This window comes from Dactylosporangium roseum (assembly GCF_025264685.1).
Lineage (GTDB): Bacteria > Actinomycetota > Actinomycetes > Mycobacteriales > Micromonosporaceae > Dactylosporangium > Dactylosporangium roseum.
This window is the reverse complement of the sequence record NZ_CP073721.1, coordinates 5096973-5114748: the sequence shown is the minus strand read 5'-3', so window position 1 is coordinate 5114748 and position 17776 is coordinate 5096973. Positions and strand designations below refer to the sequence as shown.

The following is a 17776-nucleotide window of genomic DNA, read 5'->3' as shown; positions in this document are numbered from 1 at the left end:
GACCGGCGCGGCCTCAGCCCGGCGGCGCTGGTCATGATGGCGCGAGCCGCGGCTCGCGTCCGTCAGGGAAGGGTCAGCGCGAGCAGGCGGTCGACCGGTTCGCCGCCGGCCAACGCCGTCGCCGCCTCCTCGAGTTGCGCGACCCGCTCCTCGGGAAGTGCCCGGCCGGCGTTGAGCCGGAACTTCAGGCGGTGGTCGGCGAGCGTCAACGGGTGCTCGGGACCGCCCCTGGAGGAGTCGACCCGGTGGCTGAGGACGGCGCCGCCGCGGGTCCGTACCGTCAGCACCGCGGCGAACGCGTTCGGGAAGATCTCACTGGCCCGCGGGTCGTCGACGCAGGTCACCCGGTCCGCCAGGGCGAGCCGGGCAGGGTCCGCCTCCGCGCCGGGAACGAAGTCGTCGAGGTAGACCCCGAGGCCGCCGCCGCCCAGCAGCGCGGTGGCGACGGTGAACGGGCCGGAGAACTTCGCGTGGTACGCCGATGCCGGGCGGACTTTCGCCGCTCTGGGCTCGCCGATGGTGCGAAGCGTCGGTCCGGCGACTCCGAGCTCGATGTCGGCGATGTCCGCCGGGTCCAGGCCGCCGGCCCGCAGCGCCAGGGCGCAGTCGATGCCCGGGTGCGTGAAGTGGTTGGACGGGTACGGCTTGTAGACGGTGCGCAGCAGCTCCCACCGGGTGCCGAGATCGTCGAGCATCGCGCGGCTGTCGTACTGCCCGTCCAGGTAGGCGGCGAAGAAGCCGAACCGTCCCTCCAGCACGGTCGGTGGGCCGGTGACGCCCTCCCGGGCCATCGCCGCGGCGGCGATGCCACCGTGGGCGGCCCAGCCGCAGTGGATCTTCTTGACCGTGTCGCCGGTCCGGTTGGCCTCCAGGATGCCCGCGCCCATGCTCGCCGCCACGCCGATCGCCGAGGCGAGACCGTCGGCGTCCAGGCCGTAGAGCATGCCGGCCGCGACCGCGGCGCCGATCGTGCCGCAGATCGACGTGGCGTGGAAGCCCTTCTCGAAGAAGAGCGAATTGCGCAGGCTCGGGAGGTACGAGGCCATCCCCAGCCGGTTGCAGATCTCGATGCCCGCCGCCACGGCGGCGACCACGTCGGTTCCCCGGGCACGCACCGACTCCGCGGCGGCCAGCGCCGCCGGCACGACCGAGGCGCTGGGATGCAGCACCGAGGGCAGATGCGTGACGTCGAAGTCCAACGCGTGCGCGAAGGCCCCGTTGACCAGCGCGGCGGACACCGCGGGCAGCCGCTGCGCGGCGCCGATCACGGACGCCTGCGGCCGGCCGCCCCACTCCTGCACGGCGCGCGACACGGCCAGGCCGGAGTCGGTGCGGTCGGTGGCCTCGGCCCGCCCGGCCAGCATGTTCCCCACCGTGTCGAGGATGCGATTGGTGACGTCCTCGGCGACGTGCGCCGGAAGGTCGTCGCGGCAGCCCGCGGCGAAGGCGGCGAGCTGCTGGACCTGCGTCACGTCACTCATCGACGACCGCCAGCGGCCGGACCGGTGACCCGGTGGCGCCGACGATGGACAGCGGCGCGAGCACGAAGAGGAACTCCGCGACGTGAGTGTCCAGAAGTTCGTGCAGGCGCATCGTCTCGATGATGTTCACGCCGCTCTCCACCAGGAGCACGCGATGCACCGGCAGCACGGAGTGCCCGGCACCCGGCGCCAGCCGCTCGAACGCGATGGTCTCACCACCCACCACCCGCACGCCCTGGCCGACCAGCCAGCGCGCGGCGGCGACACCGGGTCCGGGCACCCCGCTGTCCCGGCCGATGAACCTGTCGTGTTCGGACCACAGCCTCGACCATCCGGTGCCGATGAGCACCGCGTTCGTGGGGCGCAGCTCCACCTCGGCCAGTGCGGCGGCCGCCTCGAGATCCTCCGGGGTGATCTCGTAGCCCGGGGGGAGCACGGGGAGCCCGTGCACGCGGGTGACGTCGAGCAGCACGCCACGCCCAACGAACGGCTCGAAGGCGTCGATGCCGAGCTGGGCCAGGCCCCGGTTCGACTGGATCGTCTCGGCCGCGATGCCGCCGTGAACCCTGCCGTCCTGGGACACGTGGCCCAGCGCGTCCACGTGTGTCCCGACGTGCCCACCCGTGACGATCAACTCGTTCGCCGCCGAGCCGCCGTCCGACCGGACCGTGTCGCCGTGGCGGCGCTCGATGATCATCCGGAACGGCGGATGGTTCGCCGACTGCGGCATGCCCTGGCGCATCGGCTGGGCGAGGTCGATGACCCGCCCTCGGGCCAGCCGTTCCCACATTCCATTCCGGGAAAGGGCAGACTCGGTCGTCACGTGGTTTCCTCAAATTCTCTCGTCCGCAACGGACGGTCCGTTGCGGGTGGCCCGGCCGAGCAGCGTGTCGCCGGCGGCGTCGGATCACGGCCGGAGATGATCCGCCGGCGGGAAGACACCTCGCGGCCGTCGACGCGGCGGTCGACGGCCGCGAGTGCGGCGCTCTGTGATGCGTCCGGCGGGCCATGTCGCATGACGCACCGCTCATCGGCCTCGCCGTCCGGTCCTCCCTCTCAGCGGACGAGCTCGAACCGGGTCACATACCGTCGCCGTCCCAGCGCCCGCGGGAGCGGGAGCGGACGGGCAGCGACGACACGATGGGTGCCGGGATCGGGTCGCCCGGACGGTAGGCACGGCCGGCACCCCAGTTGTAGCCGGCTTCGTCGGTCCGCTCGTGCGGGTGCTCGACGGATGCCGCGTCGGCGCCCCAGTCGAGGTGAAGGTGGTCGTGGTTGTGACCGTGGTCGTGGTCGTGGTCGTGGTCGTGGGAGTGCTCGTGCTCCTGGCCGTGACCGCCCTGGAGGTTGGCCGCGTCCAGGGCCTTGGCGATGGCGATGATGCTCGGGTCGACTCGCTTCGCGTGCGGCACGTAGGCCGCCGCGGTGTCGCCGAGGCTGTGCGCGTGCCGGACCGACGCCTGCAGGGCCTCCAGGTCGGCCTCGGTGCGCCAGGACGGGCCGCTGGCGAGGTCGTGCGTGGACTGCGACCAGCGCATGCGGCTGCCACCCGGGCCGTAGTTGACCGCGTCGGCGCCCCAGCGGACCCGTTCGTTCTCGGAGTACCAGTTGTGCAGTTCGCCGTCCGAGCGCAGCAGCCACGTGGTGCCGCCCTTGTCCGCGACGAAGTGGCCGTGCTTGATGCGGGCCGGGCGGAAGAAGTAGGTGCCGAGGTCCAGGTCACCGAAGTTGTAGCTCATCCGGCCCTGGGTGGTGTAGGCCTCCTCGTAGCAGGGGTGGTGGGCGACGCGGTGGTCGTTCCAGCCCTCCTGCGCGTGGACCAGCCTGGTGTAGAAGCCGGTCACCGGGTCCACGTGCAGGTACTTGATGAACAGGCCGGGCATGGGCCCGGCGTTGGGCACCGCGTCCCACTGCATCGCCGCGGTGTCCAGGACGATGACGTCCTCGCGGGCGTCGCTCCAGCGCGGTGCCTGGGTCGACGCCACCTGGTCGAAGCCGGCGTCGCCGTACTCACGGTAGTGCAGGATCTGGGTGCCCTCGGCGAAGGTGATGGCGTCGGTCGGAACGCCCTTCGGCGCGTAGACGTACGCACCGGGACCGAACTTCTTGCCGCCGTAGGTCATCGAGCCCTTGAGCACGGGTACTCGGTGTTGGCGTGGTGAATGCCGGGAGAGCGTCCCCAGTCGGTGTGGAAGTCGACGCGCAGCGATGACGAGCCGTCCTCCTCGTCCACGGAGAGCCGGCGTTCGCTGGCGCGGCCCTCGCCGCCGACCAGTTCGGCGACGTGCCAGATGTAGTCGTCCTCGTGGATGAGTTCCACATGTGGTCGCACGATGTTCCCTTCAGTCGACCGGGTTGGGCAAGTGCTGCGTGGCCCCTGCCGACCACGCACCGCTTGGCATTCAGCGGAAGATGTCGGTTCTGGGCAGGGTGTCCAACCAGCGCAGTTCGGGCGGGGCGCAGGTGTTCAGGGCGACGGACCGCAGCGGGCGTGACGAGGCAACGCCCGCAGCCGCCATGCGGTTCTTCGCCTTCTCCAGCATGGCCGGTGTCGTGCCGAGACGGCGTGTCACCGAGCGTGACGGTGCGGCGTCATCCTCGGTGAACCCTCCAGGTCTCATCCGGCTCCGATCTAGACACCCGAGTTCTAGTGTTCCATTGGAAGGAACGCTGTTCCTGTAGGGAGAACGTACGTGCGGGGTGTGCATCGGTCAAGACGACCGGGTATGAGAGTCGTTCCACTGCCGCGCTTCCCGGTTGTCCGTGTCGCGTGGCTCCTCCCGCGGTGCCCTTCGCCGGCCCGCCGGGGCCGGGGGAGTGCCGACGGTGCCGCGGCGCACGTCGGCTCGCGATCGTCTCCCCCGCAGAATGAAACGGTGTACCGTTGAGGGGAATAGGAGCAAAGTGCTGGGTTGAGGCCGCTCGGACCGGGCCGCCTCGGGTGTGCCGACAGGGCATTGTGTGCCGTACGATCCCCGGTGATTTGTCTGCGTCGTGTGCGGAGGAGTCGCGGTGGTGAGGCGTGCCATGAAGACCGCGCCGGGCGGAGCGCCCGCGCGGCAGGCGCCGGCAGCGGTGCCGGTGTCCCGGCCTGACGCGGACGAGGCCGACCGCCCCGGCCAGACGGTCGCGACCGTGGAGCGGGCTATGGACGTGCTCATCCACTTCAGCCGAGTGTCGACGCCGGACCTCGGCGTCACTGAGATCGCGACCGCGCTCTCGCTGTCCAAGGCGGCGGTGCACCGCATCCTGACCTCGTTGCGGACCCGCAATCTGGTCGACTTCGACGCCCAGACCCGGCGGTACCGGCTGGGGCCGCTGGCCTTGAACCTCGGCCTGACCTACCTGTCGCACATCGGCGTCCGGGCAGTGGCTCGCCCGGAGCTGGCCGCGTTGTCGGCCGCGACGAACGAGACCGCGACGTTGTCGATCCGCATCGGCGACGGACGCGTCTACATCGACCAGGTGGTGCCGTCGCGGGAGATCGCGATGTCGGTGGAGGTCGGCGTGCCGTACCCGCTCCATGCGGGCGGCTCCTCGAAAGCGCTGCTCGCCTTCCTGCCGCGGGAGGAGATCGACCGGGTGCTCGCCGGAGGGCTGCCCGCGCTCACCGACAAGACCATCACCAGCGTCACCGCGTTGCGGCGCGACCTGGCCAGGGTGCGGACGCGCGGGTATGCGATCTCGGCCGGGGAGCGGCAGTCCGGGGCGGCGTCGGTCGCCGCGCCGATCCTCGACGGCATGGGTCACGTGGTCGCGGTGGTCAGCGTGTCCGGCCCCGCCGGGCGGCTCGAGGTCGACAAGGTGACGCCCGCGCTACTCGCCGCCATCGAGCGGATATCCGCCCAGCTCGAACACTGACCGTTCGTCGTTGCAGCGGGCCGTCGGGTGCCTCTACAGTTAGTGGAACAATGTTTCACTGTGCGGGCCACGCACGGCGCCGATGCGGTGGGGGCGGTGCCCTACACGGATCGTGCCGCATCGCATGCATCGGAGGCTCAGGTGTGCGGAGGCCGGTTGGACCATGGCGGGACGATCGGAATTCCGACAGCCGTCGTAGCCTTTCCGTTGATCGATACCGTGCGATGATCCGCGCGGAGACCGGTACACTCGTGCGCCGTGATCAATTGTCGTCGATGTAGGGGACACGATGGTCAAACCAGGCTTGAACCCAACGGCATTCAAGGACACAACCGCGAACGACGACGAAGACCTTGAGCGGGCCGGGCTCGGGCAGACGATCGCCACCGTGGAGCGCGCGGCCGACGTGCTCGTCGTCTTCGCGCAGTCCCAGGAGCCGACGCTCGGGGTGACCCAGATCGCCAACGCGCTGTCGCTGTCCAAGGCCGCCGTCCATCGGATCCTCGCCTCGCTGCGAAGCCGGGACCTGATCGAGTTCGACAACCGGACCCGCAGGTACCGTCTCGGGCCGATGGCGTTGAGCATCGGCCTGTCCTATCTGTCGCGGGTGGACGTCCGCTATCTGGCGCAGGACGAGCTCGCCCAGCTCTCCGCGGTCACGAGTGAGACGGCCACGCTCTCGATCCGCAACGGTCGCCATCGGTACTACATCGACCAGGTGCGGCCGCATCGAGAGATCGTCATGTCGGTGCAGATCGGTGTGCCCTACCCGCTGCATGCGGGTAGCTCCTCGAAGATCTTTCTCGCCTTCCTGCCCGTCGAGGAGGCCGAGCGGTATCTGGCGGGCCGGCTCGACAAGGTCACCAAGCAGACGGTCACCAGTGCGGCCGCGCTGCGCCGGGACATGGTCAGGATCCGAGAATGCGGATATGCGACCTCGATCGGCGAGCGTCAGTCCGACGCCGCGTCGGTGGCCGCTCCGATCTTCGACCACGAGGGCAAGGTGGCGGCGGTGCTGAGCGTGTGCGGGCCCGCCGATCGATTCGAGGCCGAGGCGCGCGACGTGGTCCCGGCGCTGCTCTCCGCGGCCACCCGCGTCTCCGCACGTATGGGCTACCTGCCGTCGACGGCGGCGCAAGGTCTGCAGCGGGTGAAGTCCTGACGTCGCACGGCAGGCCGGCGCGTGGTGACGCGCGGCGCGCCGGCAGACTTTCCTGAACCGCTCGACGGAGTCGCGAACCCCCGGTGGTGGCGGGGCCTGAGCCTGGTTCGGTGCCGAGCCGGACTTCCCCCGAGGATCGGGGTTCCGGCAGCCGGATCGGGGAACTGGGCGAGTGCCCGCACCGCACCGGCGGCCGTCGAGGAGAGTCGCATGCCCAACGTGCTGAACGGCGCCGACACAGCCTGGGTGCTGCTGTGCGCGGCGTTGGTGTTGTTCATGACCCCGGGCCTGGCGTTCTTCTACGCCGGTCAGGTGTCCAGCCGCAACACCCTGGCCATGCTGCAACAGAACTTCATTCCGCTCGGCGTGGTCAGCATCGCCTGGATCCTGCTGGGCTACACCATCGCGTTCGGTGACGACGCCGGCACCGGCCTCGTCGGCAACCTGAAGCTGTTCGGGCTGGTACAGGCCGGGACGACGCCCGCGCCCGCGCCCGCGTTCCACGTGGTCGCCCCGGGTGTCACGATCCCCACGCTGGCGTTCGTGACGTTCCAGATGATGTTCGCGATCATCACCCCCGCGCTGATCACCGGGGCGACCGCGGGGCGCCTGCGGCTGATCGGGTGGGCGGTGTTCATCGCCATCTGGTCGGTGATCGTGTACGCGCCGATCGCGCACTGGCTCTGGCACCCCGGCGGCTGGCTGGCCGGGCTCGGCGCGCAGGACTGGGCCGGTGGCATGGTCGTGCACACCTCCGCGGGCGCCGCGGTGCTGGCGATGCTCATCGTGATCGGTCGCCGCCGGAACTGGCCGAAGCTGGGAACGCTGCCCAACTCGCTCCCGCTGACGATCGTCGGCGCCGGTGTGCTGTGGTTCGGGTGGTTCGGCTTCAACGCCGGCGACGGGCTGCGCGCGGACATGGTCGCGGCGCAGGCGATGATCAACACCCACGTCGCCGCGGCGGCCGGCCTGGTGGTCTGGCTGATCGCGGAGCGGCTCCGCAGCGGCCACGCCACCGTGCTGGGCGGTGCCTCGGGCGCGGTCGCCGGGCTCGCGACGATCACCCCGTGCGCGGGATACGTCAGCACGCTGTCGTCACTGGCCATCGGGGCCATCGCGGGCCTCGTCTGCTGCCTGGCCCTGCGGGTGAAGTTCCGCCTGGGATTCGACGACGCGCTCGACGTCGTCGCGGTGCACTTCGTCGGCGGCGTCCTGGGCTCGCTGCTGCTGGGTTTCTTCGGTCAGCGCTCCGCGAACAGCCTGGGTGCCAACGGCCTGTTCTTCGGCGGAGGTGGTGGCCTGCTCGGCCGCCAGGTCGTCGCGGTGCTGGCGGTGGCGGCGTTCTCGTTCGGCCTGACCTGGCTCATCGCCGTCGCCGTCGAGAGGACCGTCGGCCTGCGTGTCCCGCCGGCCGACGAGGGCCGCCTCGACCGGGTGCAGCAGGCGGTCGAGGCGTACCACCTCGACGCGATCTCGGGCCTGCCCGGCTCGGGCGGCCCGGAGGCCCGACCCGCGGCGGCGCCCACGAGGGAGGTCCCGCGGCCGGTGCCCGAAGCGCCGGGCTCCGCCACCAGCCTCGTCACCGGGCTGCTCGATCCCGAACGGGTGCACACCGACGAGCTCGAGGACGCGCTGTCACGCGCGGGTGCCTCGTCGGTCGTCGTCACCGAGGCGCACGCCGCCGTGGAGACGCCGCAGGCGCAGACCGTCCGCGGGTACCGGCGGAATCTCGAGCTCGCGTCCCGCCTCCGGGTCGAGGTGCTCGTTGCGGAACGCGGCGTCGGCGCGGTCCTCGACGTGTTCGACCGGTTCTCGGCCGAGCATCCGGAGGGATTCGTACAGGTCGTCAGGCCCAACGCCAGCATCCAGCGCTGACCGTCCCGCGAACGGGCCCGCCCGCGCGGCCTATTCGCGGGGCGGGCGACGCGCGGACCGCAGCGTCAGCATCAGGACGACGAGCGCCGCCACGGCGAGGGCGAAGGTCACGATCGGCCGGCTGGAGGCCAGCGCACCGACGAAGCCTCCGCTGACGTAGCCGACGAGTCCGAGCAGTCCCAGCATCGCGCCCTGCGCCGCCTTCCTGCGGGACTCGCCGCTGCCGGTGATCCAGGAGACGATGCGTTGCCCGGTCTTGATGACGGTTCCCGACTGGTACGTGATCGTGGTGGCGAACCCTGCGGTCCGGACGAACAGCCCGCCGAGACAGCCCATGAAGAAGGCCCCCGCGGCGGCGAGAACGGCCCGCCGGCCCGGGTCCGGCACACCGCGGTCGAGCGTGACGTCCACGACCGCCCAGAGGATCAGGGCGGTGAGCGCCAGGCAGCATTGGACGACGGCCGGATCCGGACGGTGCTCCGGTCCGCACACGCGGCGCACCCGGAACGCGATCCCCGCGCCGAACCCGAACGCACCGATCGAGGCCGCCGATGCCGGCCACAACGGGTCGTGGCCGGCCAGTCCCATGCCCAGGTGCATGAGATTGCCGGACTGGTTGGCGACGAAGACGCCGTACCGGGTCAGGGCCAACGCGTCCAGCAGGCCCGCGACACCCGTGGTCGTGGCCAGGGCCAACAGGGGGAACCGGTACTCCGCCCGCGAGTCCGGCGGCTCGCCCGCGGTGGATGAGCCGCCCGTCGCGCCCATCGGCTCAGCGTTTCGGTCTGGCGGTGGTGACCGCCGTCGCCTCCTCGACCCGCTCGTGGTGCGGAATCGGGGCGAAGTCCCGCTTCGGCAACAGGAACAACCAGGTGGCGACCACGAACGGCGCTGTCAGTGTGGGGATGCCCAGCGGCGTCAGCGCGGTCGTGAGCGCGGCCTGCACGCACACGGCAGTGATCGTGCCGAGCAACGCGTAGCCGGTCACGGCCGGCGACGGACGGTACAGCACCGCACCCAGCGCCACCGCCGTGAGCACCGCGTTGAAGCCCCAGAGGCCGTTGCCGACCTGGTCGCCGTACACCCCCAGGCCGATCGCGACGAGGGTGCCCACCACCGTGCCCAGGACCGCGGCCAGGGCGACCACGCGCGAGCTGACCGCCAGCGCGACGAGCATGACGATGCCGCTGATCCAGTCGTTGACGAGAAAGACCTGGGCGACCCCCTTCAACATGCCCACGGCCAGGAAACCGAACGTGTACGGCACCTCGGCGAGCCGCGACGACGCCTGGGCCGGCAACGCCGGGTGCCCCAGCGTGCTGATCCCGATCCGGGCGAACTGGTAGGCGCCCATGAGCAGGAACCAGGACGTCAGGACGAACGGGAAGGTCAGCGCGGGCACGCCCCAGGTCTTGAGGACGTTGCTCAGCGCGAGGGTGACCACGGTGGTCACGGCCGCGCCGACCACCAGGTAGACCCACAGCAGCGGCCGGGTGGCGAGGAAGCTGGGCAACGCCGCGCCGGTCAGCAGCGGGCTGAACCCGAAGAGGCCCTGCCGCCACGACGCGGTGTCGGCCCGCAGGAGCACCGCGGTGAACGTACCGACGATCAGTGCCACCACCGCGCCGACGACGACCGCCGGGGTCCCCGTCCGGATCGAGCCCCAGGCGACGGCGGCCAGGATGAGCAGGCCGGTGAGCGGGTTGTTCTGCAGCATCACCTGGCTCGCGCCGCGCAGGCACGCGTCGGTGAATTGCCCGATCGGGTGCCGGTCGACGATCGTGTCCCAGGTCCGGCCGATCCGGTTCACCGTCATCAGCGCCATGCGAACGGCGGCGTGAGCGGCACGCCGACGATCTCCCGCCGGACCAGCGCCCAGAAGTCCCGGACCGCGGCGCCCACCGGCTCGGAGTCCGCGCCGAGCACCTTGTAGATCAGGCCCGCGCCGTTCGGCAGCCGGCTCACCCCGGCCACGACCGGGTCCTCGACGGCGAAGGTGACCGGAACCCGCTCGATCACGCGGTCGGCGCGGTCGGGCGACGTGAGCAGGACGACGTTGGCGAGGACGTGGAACCCGCCCATCACCGCACAGCGATCGACCGGAAACCGGCCCGGCTCGATGACGAACTTCTCCACGAAGAGCTCGCGGCCGTCGGGGCGGGTCGCGCGCAGCGTCGAGGAGAACAGGTCGTACCCGAACAGCTCCGTGTCGTGGTGGTACTTGCGGCCGGGCAGGATGGTCTCGGCGTACAGGGCCGTCGCGCTCTCCGGCAGCGACACCCGTGTCCGGCTGATGAACCGGCTGTTCCGGTACGGAATCACCGGATCCGGCAGGTACTCGAGGTATGCGCCGTCCTCCAGCACGATGTCCTGGGTCTGCGCCGCGTAGTTCGCGTCCATCCGCTGGATCTTCGTCGCGGACTGGGTCGTCAGGTGGGCCTGCGTGTGCTCGGCCAGCCGCACGCGGATCGTGTGCCGGTCGCCCTGCAGCAGCCCGCCCGACGTCGTGACGAGGAAGACGCAGGCGAGGTCGGGCATGGCCTCGTCCCAGTACAACGCCTGCTGTACCAGCAGCGGGGCCCGCCGGTACAGGTCGGCGAGGACCGTCCGGCCGTCGCGCCGCTCGAACCCGAGGCGCAGCACACCCCGCTTGCCGGGTGCGCCGCTGGGGAGCTGCGCGGGCTCGTCGTGGTACGGCGCCAGCTCGACCGCGTCGTCCAGTTCGGTCACTCGCTCAGCGCCATTCCGAACAGGACCTCACGGCGGATGACCGCGAGAACCTCGTCGACGCCCTCGCCGCTCTTGCAGTTGGTGAAGACGACCGGCTTGCCGCCGCGCATCGTGTCGGCGTCGCGCCGCATCACGGCGAGGTCCGCGTCGACGTACGGCGCCAGGTCCACCTTGTTGACCACGAGCAGGTCCGACCGCGTGATGCCCGGGCCGTTCTTGCGCGGGATCTTGTCTCCGGCCGCCACGTCGATCACGTAGATGAAGAAGTCCACCAGGGCCGGGCTGAACGTGAGGGTCAGGTTGTCACCGCCACTCTCGATCAGCACGACGTCGGTGTCGGGGAAGCGGGACTCCATGTCCTCGACCGCGGCGAGGTTCATGCTCGGGTCCTCACGGACGGCGGTGTGCGGGCAGGCGCCGGTCTCCACCCCGATGATCCGGTCCGCCTGCAACACGCCGGTGAGCACCCGCCGGACGTGCGCGGCGTCCTCGGTCGTGACCACGTCGTTGGTGACGACGAGCACCCGCAGCCCGCCGGACACCAGGCGCGGCACCAGCGCCTCGATGATCGCCGTCTTGCCGCTGCCGACCGGCCCCCCGACACCGATGCGACTAGCTGTCTTCATGCTTCCCCCAGGTGCGACTCGGTCAGTTGATGAACATCCGGACCCGGGCCCGCACGTGTGCCGCGGCCAGGATGTCGGTCACCGGCGCGAACGACGACATGTCCTCGATCGTCGCCACGGCCACGCGTTCGTAGTGCTGGTGTGCGGTGTCGTCGACGGCGAAGAGCACCGTCTGGGTGTCGAGATGGTGGATGGGCATGAGCCGGACGGCGGCCCCCAGGATCATCGCCGCGGTGCCGTACTGGTGCGCGGCGAACGCGGCCTGTTCGGGCAGCCCGAGGGTGGCGAAGACGACGCCGGCGCCGACCGGATAGGTGCCGGGAACGGTACCCGCGGCGATCTCCTCGGCGTGCCGGGTCAGGATCGGGTCCGCGACGACCACGGCGGCGCCCTCGACCAGTTTCCGGCCCATGCGGGTGGTCATCGTGCGCATCTCCTCGTTGAGCTTGCGCGCATAGACGGCCGCGTCCGCACGCCGGACCCGGCCGGCCTCGCCGGCGAGGGTGGCGCGGTGGCTCTCCAGGAGCGCGATGCCGTCACCGCCGGCCGCGACGTGGGTCGCGGTGCGCACGAACTCGTGCAGCGTCGGCAGGTCGTGGACCACGCGGTGCTGTACCGCCGACTCCAGCGCGTTGGAGAACGCGAAGGCCCCGACCGGGAACATCGAGTCGGTGAACTGCAGCAGCCGCATCAGCTCCGCGATCGCCGGTACCGGCGGATCGACGTTCAACCGGCCTCCGCGGGAACGTGGACGTGCCCGGCCGCGCCGGCACCCCCGAACAGCCGCCGTGCCTCGTGCGGCGCCAGGAACGCCATGACCTCGGTGCTGTCCACGAACGTGTGCGACACCCCGGCGAAGGCATGGGTCCGCATGACCGAGTCCATGACCTTGCGATCGACGGTGACCGGCACGTACACCGTCGTACCTCGCACGACGGCCGGCCAGTGCTGGTTCCCGATCGCGTGCCCCAGCTCGACCACCGTGCGGATCAGCGTCTCGGGCGGCAGCGCCGCGACGCCGCCGAGCTCGACCGCCATCACCTCGCCGAGCATGAGATGCACGACGGTCGCCGTCCGCCGCGGATCGTCCCACGTCAGGATGTCGCCGTCCCGCAGGCGCGTGTCGCGTGCCAGCGACAGCGCCACCTCGACGCCGCCGCTCGTACGTTTGCGGAGCCGACGCTTCTGGGCCTCCCACTGGTCGAGGACGAGCCGGTCCACGTGGGCTCCGGCCAGCCGGTCCCGCCAACCGGGCTCCGTGGCGTTGCCGAGCACTGATTCGACGAGCATCGTGTGTCGTCCCCTGACCGTCACTCAACTGAAGTAGTACAACTGGTTCATGGAGAGCACCGAGGCCGGCGGCACGGTGGCGTGTTCGCCGTCGACCTTGACGGCGAACGTCTCCGGGTCGACGTCGATCTGCGGGGTCTTGTCGTTGCGGACCATGTCCTTCTTGGTCAGTCCGCGCGTTCCCTTGATCGGCAGCACCCGGCGGCGCAGGCCGAGCCGCTCGCCGACGCCGGCCTCGTAGCCGGCCTGCGACACGAACGTCACGCAGCTCTGGTGCAGCGCCGCCCCGAACGCCCCGTACATCGGCTTGTACTTCACGGGCTCGGTCGACGGCAGCGATGCGTCCGAGCTGCCGGCGGCCGCCCAGCTAATGATGCCGCCCTTGATCACCAGCTTCGGCTTGGCGCCGAAGAACCCCGGTTCCCACAGCACGAGGTCGGCCAGCTTGCCACGCTCGACCGAGCCGAGCACGTGGGACACGCCCTGGGTGATGGCCGGGTTGATCGTCACCTTCGCGAGGTACCGCAGCACCCGGAAGTTGTCGTTGCCCTCGGCGTCCTCGGGCAGCTTGCCGCGCGCGGCCTTCATCGCCTGGGCGAGCTGGATCATGCGCAGGAAGCTCTCACCGACCCGGCCCATCGCCTGACTGTCGCTGGAGATCATCGAGATGACGCCGAGATCGTGCAGCACGTTTTCGGCGGCGATCGTCTCGGGCCGGACCCGGCTCTCGGCGAACGCCACGTCCGACGGGACCTTCGGGTTGAGGTTGTGGCAGAACATGATCATGTCGAACAGCTCGGCCTGCGAGTTGACCCCGAAGGGCAGTGTCGGGTTCGTCGAGCTCGGCAGGACGTTCATCTGGCCGGCGACCTTGATGATGTCCGGCGCGTGCCCGCCACCCGCCCCTTCGGTGTGAAAGGTGTGGATCGTCCGGCCCTCGAACGCGGCGATGGTGTCCTCCACGAAGCCGCTCTCGTTGAGCGTGTCCGTGTGCAGGCTGATCTGGATGTCGAAGTCGTCGGCGGCGCTCAGCGCGGCTCTGATCACCGCGGGTGTCGCCCCCCAGTCCTCGTGGATCTTCAATCCCGCCGCGCCGGCGGCGATCTGCTCGTCCAGCGGTTCGCGCGTCGAGCAGCTTCCCTTGCCCAGGAATCCGAGGTTGATCGGCACGCCGTCAGCGGCCCGCATCATCGTGGCGAGGTTCCACACGCCGGACGAGATCGTGGTGCCGTTGGTGCCGTCCGTCGGCCCGACGCCGCCGCCCCACAGCGTGGTGATGCCGTTGCTGAGCGCGTCGTAGGCCTGCTGCGGCGACACGTAGTGCACGTGCGGGTCGAAGCCGGCCGCGGTCAGGATGAGGTGCTCCCCGGAGATCGCGTCCGTCGCCGGGCCCACCGCCAGGTCCGGCGTGACGCCGTCCATCGTGCTCGGATTGCCGGCCTTGCCGATGCCGACGATCAGGCCGTCCTTGATCCCGACGTCCGCCTTGACGACGCCCACGACGGCGTCGACGATCACCACGTTGGTGATGACGAGATCGAGCGCGCCGCCCGCGCTGGACAGCGCGCCGTCCATGCCCATGCCGTCGCGCAGCGTCTTGCCGCCGCCGTAGATCGCCTCGTCGCCGAGCACGCGCAGATCCTGCTCGATCTCGACGTAGAGGTCGGTGTTGCCGAGACGGACCTTGTCGCCGAGCGTCGGACCGTAGAGGTCGACGTACTGGCTCCGCGGCATTCGGCTCATCCTCGGCGCTCCTTCGCGTTCGCCTTCTTCGGCGCGGCCGGAGCGCCGTGCTCGCCCGCACCCTTCGCCGGCCGCGACTTGAAACCACGCCGGGCGGCTCGGGCGGCCGCCTCGCTGCGCTCGGGTCGGTAGCCGGGGGCGCCACCCGTGCCGGTCCAGCCGTTGACCAGCCCGTTGAACCCCTGGACCCGCTGCTTGCCGCCGAACGGCACGAGGTTGACCGTCTTCTTGTCGCCGGGCTCGAAACGCACGGCCGTGGTCGCCGGGATGTCCAGGCGCATGCCGAACGCGGCGTCACGGTCGAACTCGAGATAGCGGTTGACCTCGTAGAAGTGGTAGTGCGAGCCGACCTGCACGGGACGATCCCCGGTGTTGTACACCTCGATCGTCGAGGTCGGCCGACCCGCGTTGATCTCCACCGGCTGGTCCACGAACACATATCCGCCGATCGGCCGGATCGCCTTGTGCCGGCTTTCCGCGTGGCTGGGATTCGACATCTCCGTTCCTCCTCATCCTCACCGGATTGGTGTGTGTACCGTTACCAGCCGGCTTCCGTCGGTGAACACCGCTTCCACCTGGATGTACGGCACCAGGTCCGCGACACCGTCCATGACGTCGTCCTTGCTCAGCACGGACCGCGCGTCCGCCATCACGTCCTCGACCGTCTTGCCCTCCCTGGCGCCTTCGAGCGCCGCCGCGCAGATCACCGCCACGGCCTCGGGATGGTTGAGCTTCAGGCCCTTCGCCTTGCGCGCCTGGGCGATCTGGGCCAGGCAGAGCACGGTCAGCTTGTCGAGTTCTCTGGGAGTGAGTTTCATGACACGCGTTCCAATCCGCCCGCGTACACATGCGGGCCAGAGGCCCGGCATGCGTTGCGACGCTCGCGATGCCGGCGGCACGAATCGGGACCTCTCCTCGCCGCACCCACGGCGGACGACGAGTCCGGCAGTTGCCATCCAGCCTAGTCAAGATCATTTTGTGCGTCGGGCGAACGCGTCAAGGACCAGGCCGGCGCCGGGGTGAATTCATGGGATGTGCAGCGGCATGGGGACGCGGGCGACGATGACGTCCGGGCGGGTCCGCAACGCGGCGGTGAGTGCCATCTCGAGATGGTTGTGCAGGAAGCGGTACCGCAGCCGACGCGGCAGCGCCACCGGAATCAGCACGACGATCTGCTCGTCGTGCCGCTGGCGGAGTTCGTCGACGAACGCCACGATGGGCCGGGCCACCGAGGCGTATTCGGTGTGCAGGATCCGGAGCGGAACCCCCGGGTTCCACCGGGCCCACCGCCGATCGAGCTCGCGGTCGCGCTCGGTGTCCTGGCCGGTGTCCTCGACCACCACGTGCACGGCCACCACCCGCGAGCCGATCGAGAGGGCTTCCGCGACCGCGTGCTGGGTCAGCCGGTCCACGCCGGTCACCGGCACCACCACCATGGTGGGTTTGGCGCGCGGCTCGGCCGGAACCAGGTCCAGGCCGAGGGCGCGCCCGCACCGTGCGTAGTAGACGTGGGTCCGCACGAACAGCGTGATGAGGACCGGCACGGCCAGCACGACCACCCACGCGCCGGCGGTGAACTTGGTGATCAGGAAGATCACGGTGGCCACCGCGGTCGTGACCGCGCCGACGCCGTTGACGGCCGCCCGGTACCACCAGCGCGCTGGCCGGGTCGTCCACCAGTGTTTGACCAGGCCGGACTGGGCGAGCGTGAAGGCGGTGAACACGCCGATGGCGTACAGCGGGATCAGGCTGAGAGTCTGCCCGCGCACCGCGACCAGCAGCACCCCGGCCAGGCCCGCCAGGGTCCAGATGCCGACCGCGAACACCTGCCGTTCGTCGCGCAGCGAGAACAGGTGGGGCAGGTAGTTGTCACCGGCGAGCCGGCTGGTCAGCACCGGGAGCCCGCCGAACGAGGTGTTGGCGGCCAGCATGAGCACCACGGTGATGGTCACGGACATCACGTAGTACGCCCAGTTCCTGCCGACGGCGATGGCGATGACCTGGCTCAGGACGGTCTCACCGGAGCGAGGGCCGATGTGCCAGCGGTTCGCGAGCACGGCCAGGCCCAGCAGCATCACGCCGAGGATGCCGCCGAGCAGCAGCTCGGTCCGCTTGGCCCGGGCCACCCGCGGCTGCTTGAACAGGGGCACGCCGTTGGCGATCGCCTCCACCCCGGTCAGCGCGCTGCACCCGGCCGAGAACGCCTTCAGCACCAGCAGCACGCCGACGGCCGCCAACCCCTGCGCGGGCGTCAGCGGCTGGCCCTGGCGCGGTGCGTGCGGCGCGAGCGGGTGGACCAGGCCGATCGCGATCACCGCCAGCAATCCGACGATGAACACCATCGTGGGCAGCAGGAAGGCCCGGGCCGTGTCGCCGAGGCCGCGCAGGTTGAGCACCGTGACCAGAGCGAGAATGCCCAGGCAGATCGGGACCGTGGCCGGGCTCAGCGCGGGGAAGGCCGACGTCAGCGACCCGACGCCGGCGGCGATCGAGACCGCGACGGTCAACGTGTAGTCCACGACGAGGGCGGCGGCGCCGAGCAGGCCGACGCCCGGCGGGAAGTTCGCCCGGCACACCGCGTACGTGCCGCCGCCGCCCGGATATGCCTCGATGACCTGGCGGTACGAGAACACCAGGATCGCCAGGAGCACGACGATCGCGATCGAGATCGGCAGCACGAGATGCAGTGCCGCGAGCCCCGCCGCCGCGAGCACGACGATGATCGCCTCCGGTCCGTACGCGACCGACGTCAGGGCGTCGAGCGACAGGGCGGGGAGTCCCTCGATCGGCGTGATCTGCTGCTTGGCCACCTGCCGTATCCGCAGTGGGGGCCCGATGAGGAAACGCCACACCGCCGCCGCCGTGCTCATCGCCCGCCCGCCTACCTAGTCCTCGTGCTCGAAGCAGCAGCTTGCTACTCCCGCGTCCTTCCCGCCGCGACAGGTGGCAAACCCGCGGCCGTCCGCGCGCGACCTCGTCGGGCGGGTGGCTCGGCCACGGCGCGGGGC

The 17776-nt window shown here is 70.6% G+C and carries 16 protein-coding genes and 1 pseudogene; 3 read left to right on the top strand and 14 right to left on the bottom strand.

What is annotated here, in order from left to right:
* Window positions 1–62 precede the first annotated feature (62 nt).
* The 4 genes and pseudogenes from Drose_RS23940 to Drose_RS23925 form a co-directional block, all read right to left on the bottom strand.
* A complete protein-coding gene (locus Drose_RS23940) occupies window positions 63–1481 on the bottom strand; it encodes an MmgE/PrpD family protein (RefSeq protein WP_260723547.1) in 1419 nt (472 codons plus the stop codon).
* The gene (locus tag Drose_RS23935) at window positions 1474–2304 is read right to left on the bottom strand and encodes a cyclase family protein (protein ID WP_260723546.1); all 831 of its coding nucleotides are present in this window, start codon (window positions 2302–2304) and stop codon (window positions 1474–1476) included. Before Drose_RS23935 ends, Drose_RS23940 begins: the two co-directional genes overlap by 8 nt.
* A 256-nt stretch (window positions 2305–2560) precedes the next feature.
* Window positions 2561–3801 (bottom strand): annotated as a pseudogene (locus tag Drose_RS23930) (DUF4437 domain-containing protein).
* Window positions 3802–3883: 82 nt separating this feature from the next.
* Window positions 3884–4054: a hypothetical protein gene (locus Drose_RS23925; protein WP_260723545.1), complete on the bottom strand. Its 171-nt coding sequence runs from the start codon at window positions 4052–4054 to the stop codon at window positions 3884–3886.
* 442 nt (window positions 4055–4496) lie between these two features.
* Between Drose_RS23925 and Drose_RS23920 the strand changes: the two genes are divergently transcribed.
* From Drose_RS23920 to Drose_RS23910, 3 genes are all read left to right on the top strand, one after another.
* Window positions 4497–5342, top strand: coding sequence for an IclR family transcriptional regulator (locus Drose_RS23920; protein ID WP_260723544.1), 846 nt, complete (start codon window positions 4497–4499; stop codon window positions 5340–5342).
* 304 nt (window positions 5343–5646) lie between these two features.
* Window positions 5647–6504 carry an IclR family transcriptional regulator gene (locus Drose_RS23915; protein ID WP_260723543.1) on the top strand — a complete coding sequence of 286 codons (858 nt, stop codon included), beginning with the start codon at window positions 5647–5649 and terminating at the stop codon, window positions 6502–6504.
* A gap of 210 nt (window positions 6505–6714) precedes the next feature.
* Window positions 6715–8379 (top strand): ammonium transporter, encoded by a 1665-nt coding sequence (locus Drose_RS23910; protein ID WP_260723542.1) that lies wholly within the window; start codon window positions 6715–6717, stop codon window positions 8377–8379.
* 30 nt (window positions 8380–8409) lie between these two features.
* Here the strand turns inward: Drose_RS23910 and Drose_RS23905 are convergent, their stop codons facing one another.
* The 10 genes from Drose_RS23905 to Drose_RS23860 all read right to left on the bottom strand — a co-directional run bounded on the left by Drose_RS23905 (window position 8410) and on the right by Drose_RS23860 (window position 17638).
* A complete protein-coding gene (locus Drose_RS23905; protein WP_260723541.1) occupies window positions 8410–9147 on the bottom strand; it encodes a YoaK family protein in 738 nt (245 codons plus the stop codon).
* A 4-nt stretch (window positions 9148–9151) separates the two neighbouring features.
* Window positions 9152–10195, bottom strand: a complete 1044-nt coding sequence (gene yut / locus Drose_RS23900; protein WP_260723540.1) for an urea transporter — start codon at window positions 10193–10195, stop codon at window positions 9152–9154.
* Window positions 10195–11109 (bottom strand): urease accessory protein UreD, encoded by a 915-nt coding sequence (locus Drose_RS23895; RefSeq protein WP_260723539.1) that lies wholly within the window; start codon window positions 11107–11109, stop codon window positions 10195–10197. The genes yut and Drose_RS23895 overlap by 1 nt, the downstream gene beginning before the upstream one ends.
* Complete coding sequence (gene ureG / locus Drose_RS23890) at window positions 11106–11735, bottom strand: urease accessory protein UreG (protein WP_260723538.1); 630 nt, start codon at window positions 11733–11735, stop codon at window positions 11106–11108. The genes Drose_RS23895 and ureG overlap by 4 nt, the downstream gene beginning before the upstream one ends.
* A gap of 22 nt (window positions 11736–11757) precedes the next feature.
* On the bottom strand, window positions 11758–12465 hold the full coding sequence (locus tag Drose_RS23885; RefSeq protein WP_260723537.1) for an urease accessory protein UreF: 708 nt from the start codon (window positions 12463–12465) through the stop codon (window positions 11758–11760).
* The gene (gene ureE / locus Drose_RS23880) at window positions 12462–13025 is read right to left on the bottom strand and encodes an urease accessory protein UreE (RefSeq protein ID WP_260723536.1); all 564 of its coding nucleotides are present in this window, start codon (window positions 13023–13025) and stop codon (window positions 12462–12464) included. The genes Drose_RS23885 and ureE overlap by 4 nt, the downstream gene beginning before the upstream one ends.
* Window positions 13026–13049: 24 nt before the next feature.
* The gene (locus Drose_RS23875; RefSeq protein WP_260723535.1) at window positions 13050–14768 is read right to left on the bottom strand and encodes an urease subunit alpha; all 1719 of its coding nucleotides are present in this window, start codon (window positions 14766–14768) and stop codon (window positions 13050–13052) included.
* The gene (locus Drose_RS23870; RefSeq protein WP_260723534.1) at window positions 14765–15265 is read right to left on the bottom strand and encodes an urease subunit beta; all 501 of its coding nucleotides are present in this window, start codon (window positions 15263–15265) and stop codon (window positions 14765–14767) included. Before Drose_RS23870 ends, Drose_RS23875 begins: the two co-directional genes overlap by 4 nt.
* 18 nt (window positions 15266–15283) lie before the next feature.
* Window positions 15284–15586 (bottom strand): urease subunit gamma, encoded by a 303-nt coding sequence (locus Drose_RS23865; RefSeq protein ID WP_260723533.1) that lies wholly within the window; start codon window positions 15584–15586, stop codon window positions 15284–15286.
* 207 nt (window positions 15587–15793) lie between these two features.
* A complete protein-coding gene (locus Drose_RS23860) occupies window positions 15794–17638 on the bottom strand; it encodes an APC family permease (protein ID WP_260723532.1) in 1845 nt (614 codons plus the stop codon).
* Between the last annotated feature and the right edge of the window lie 138 nt (window positions 17639–17776).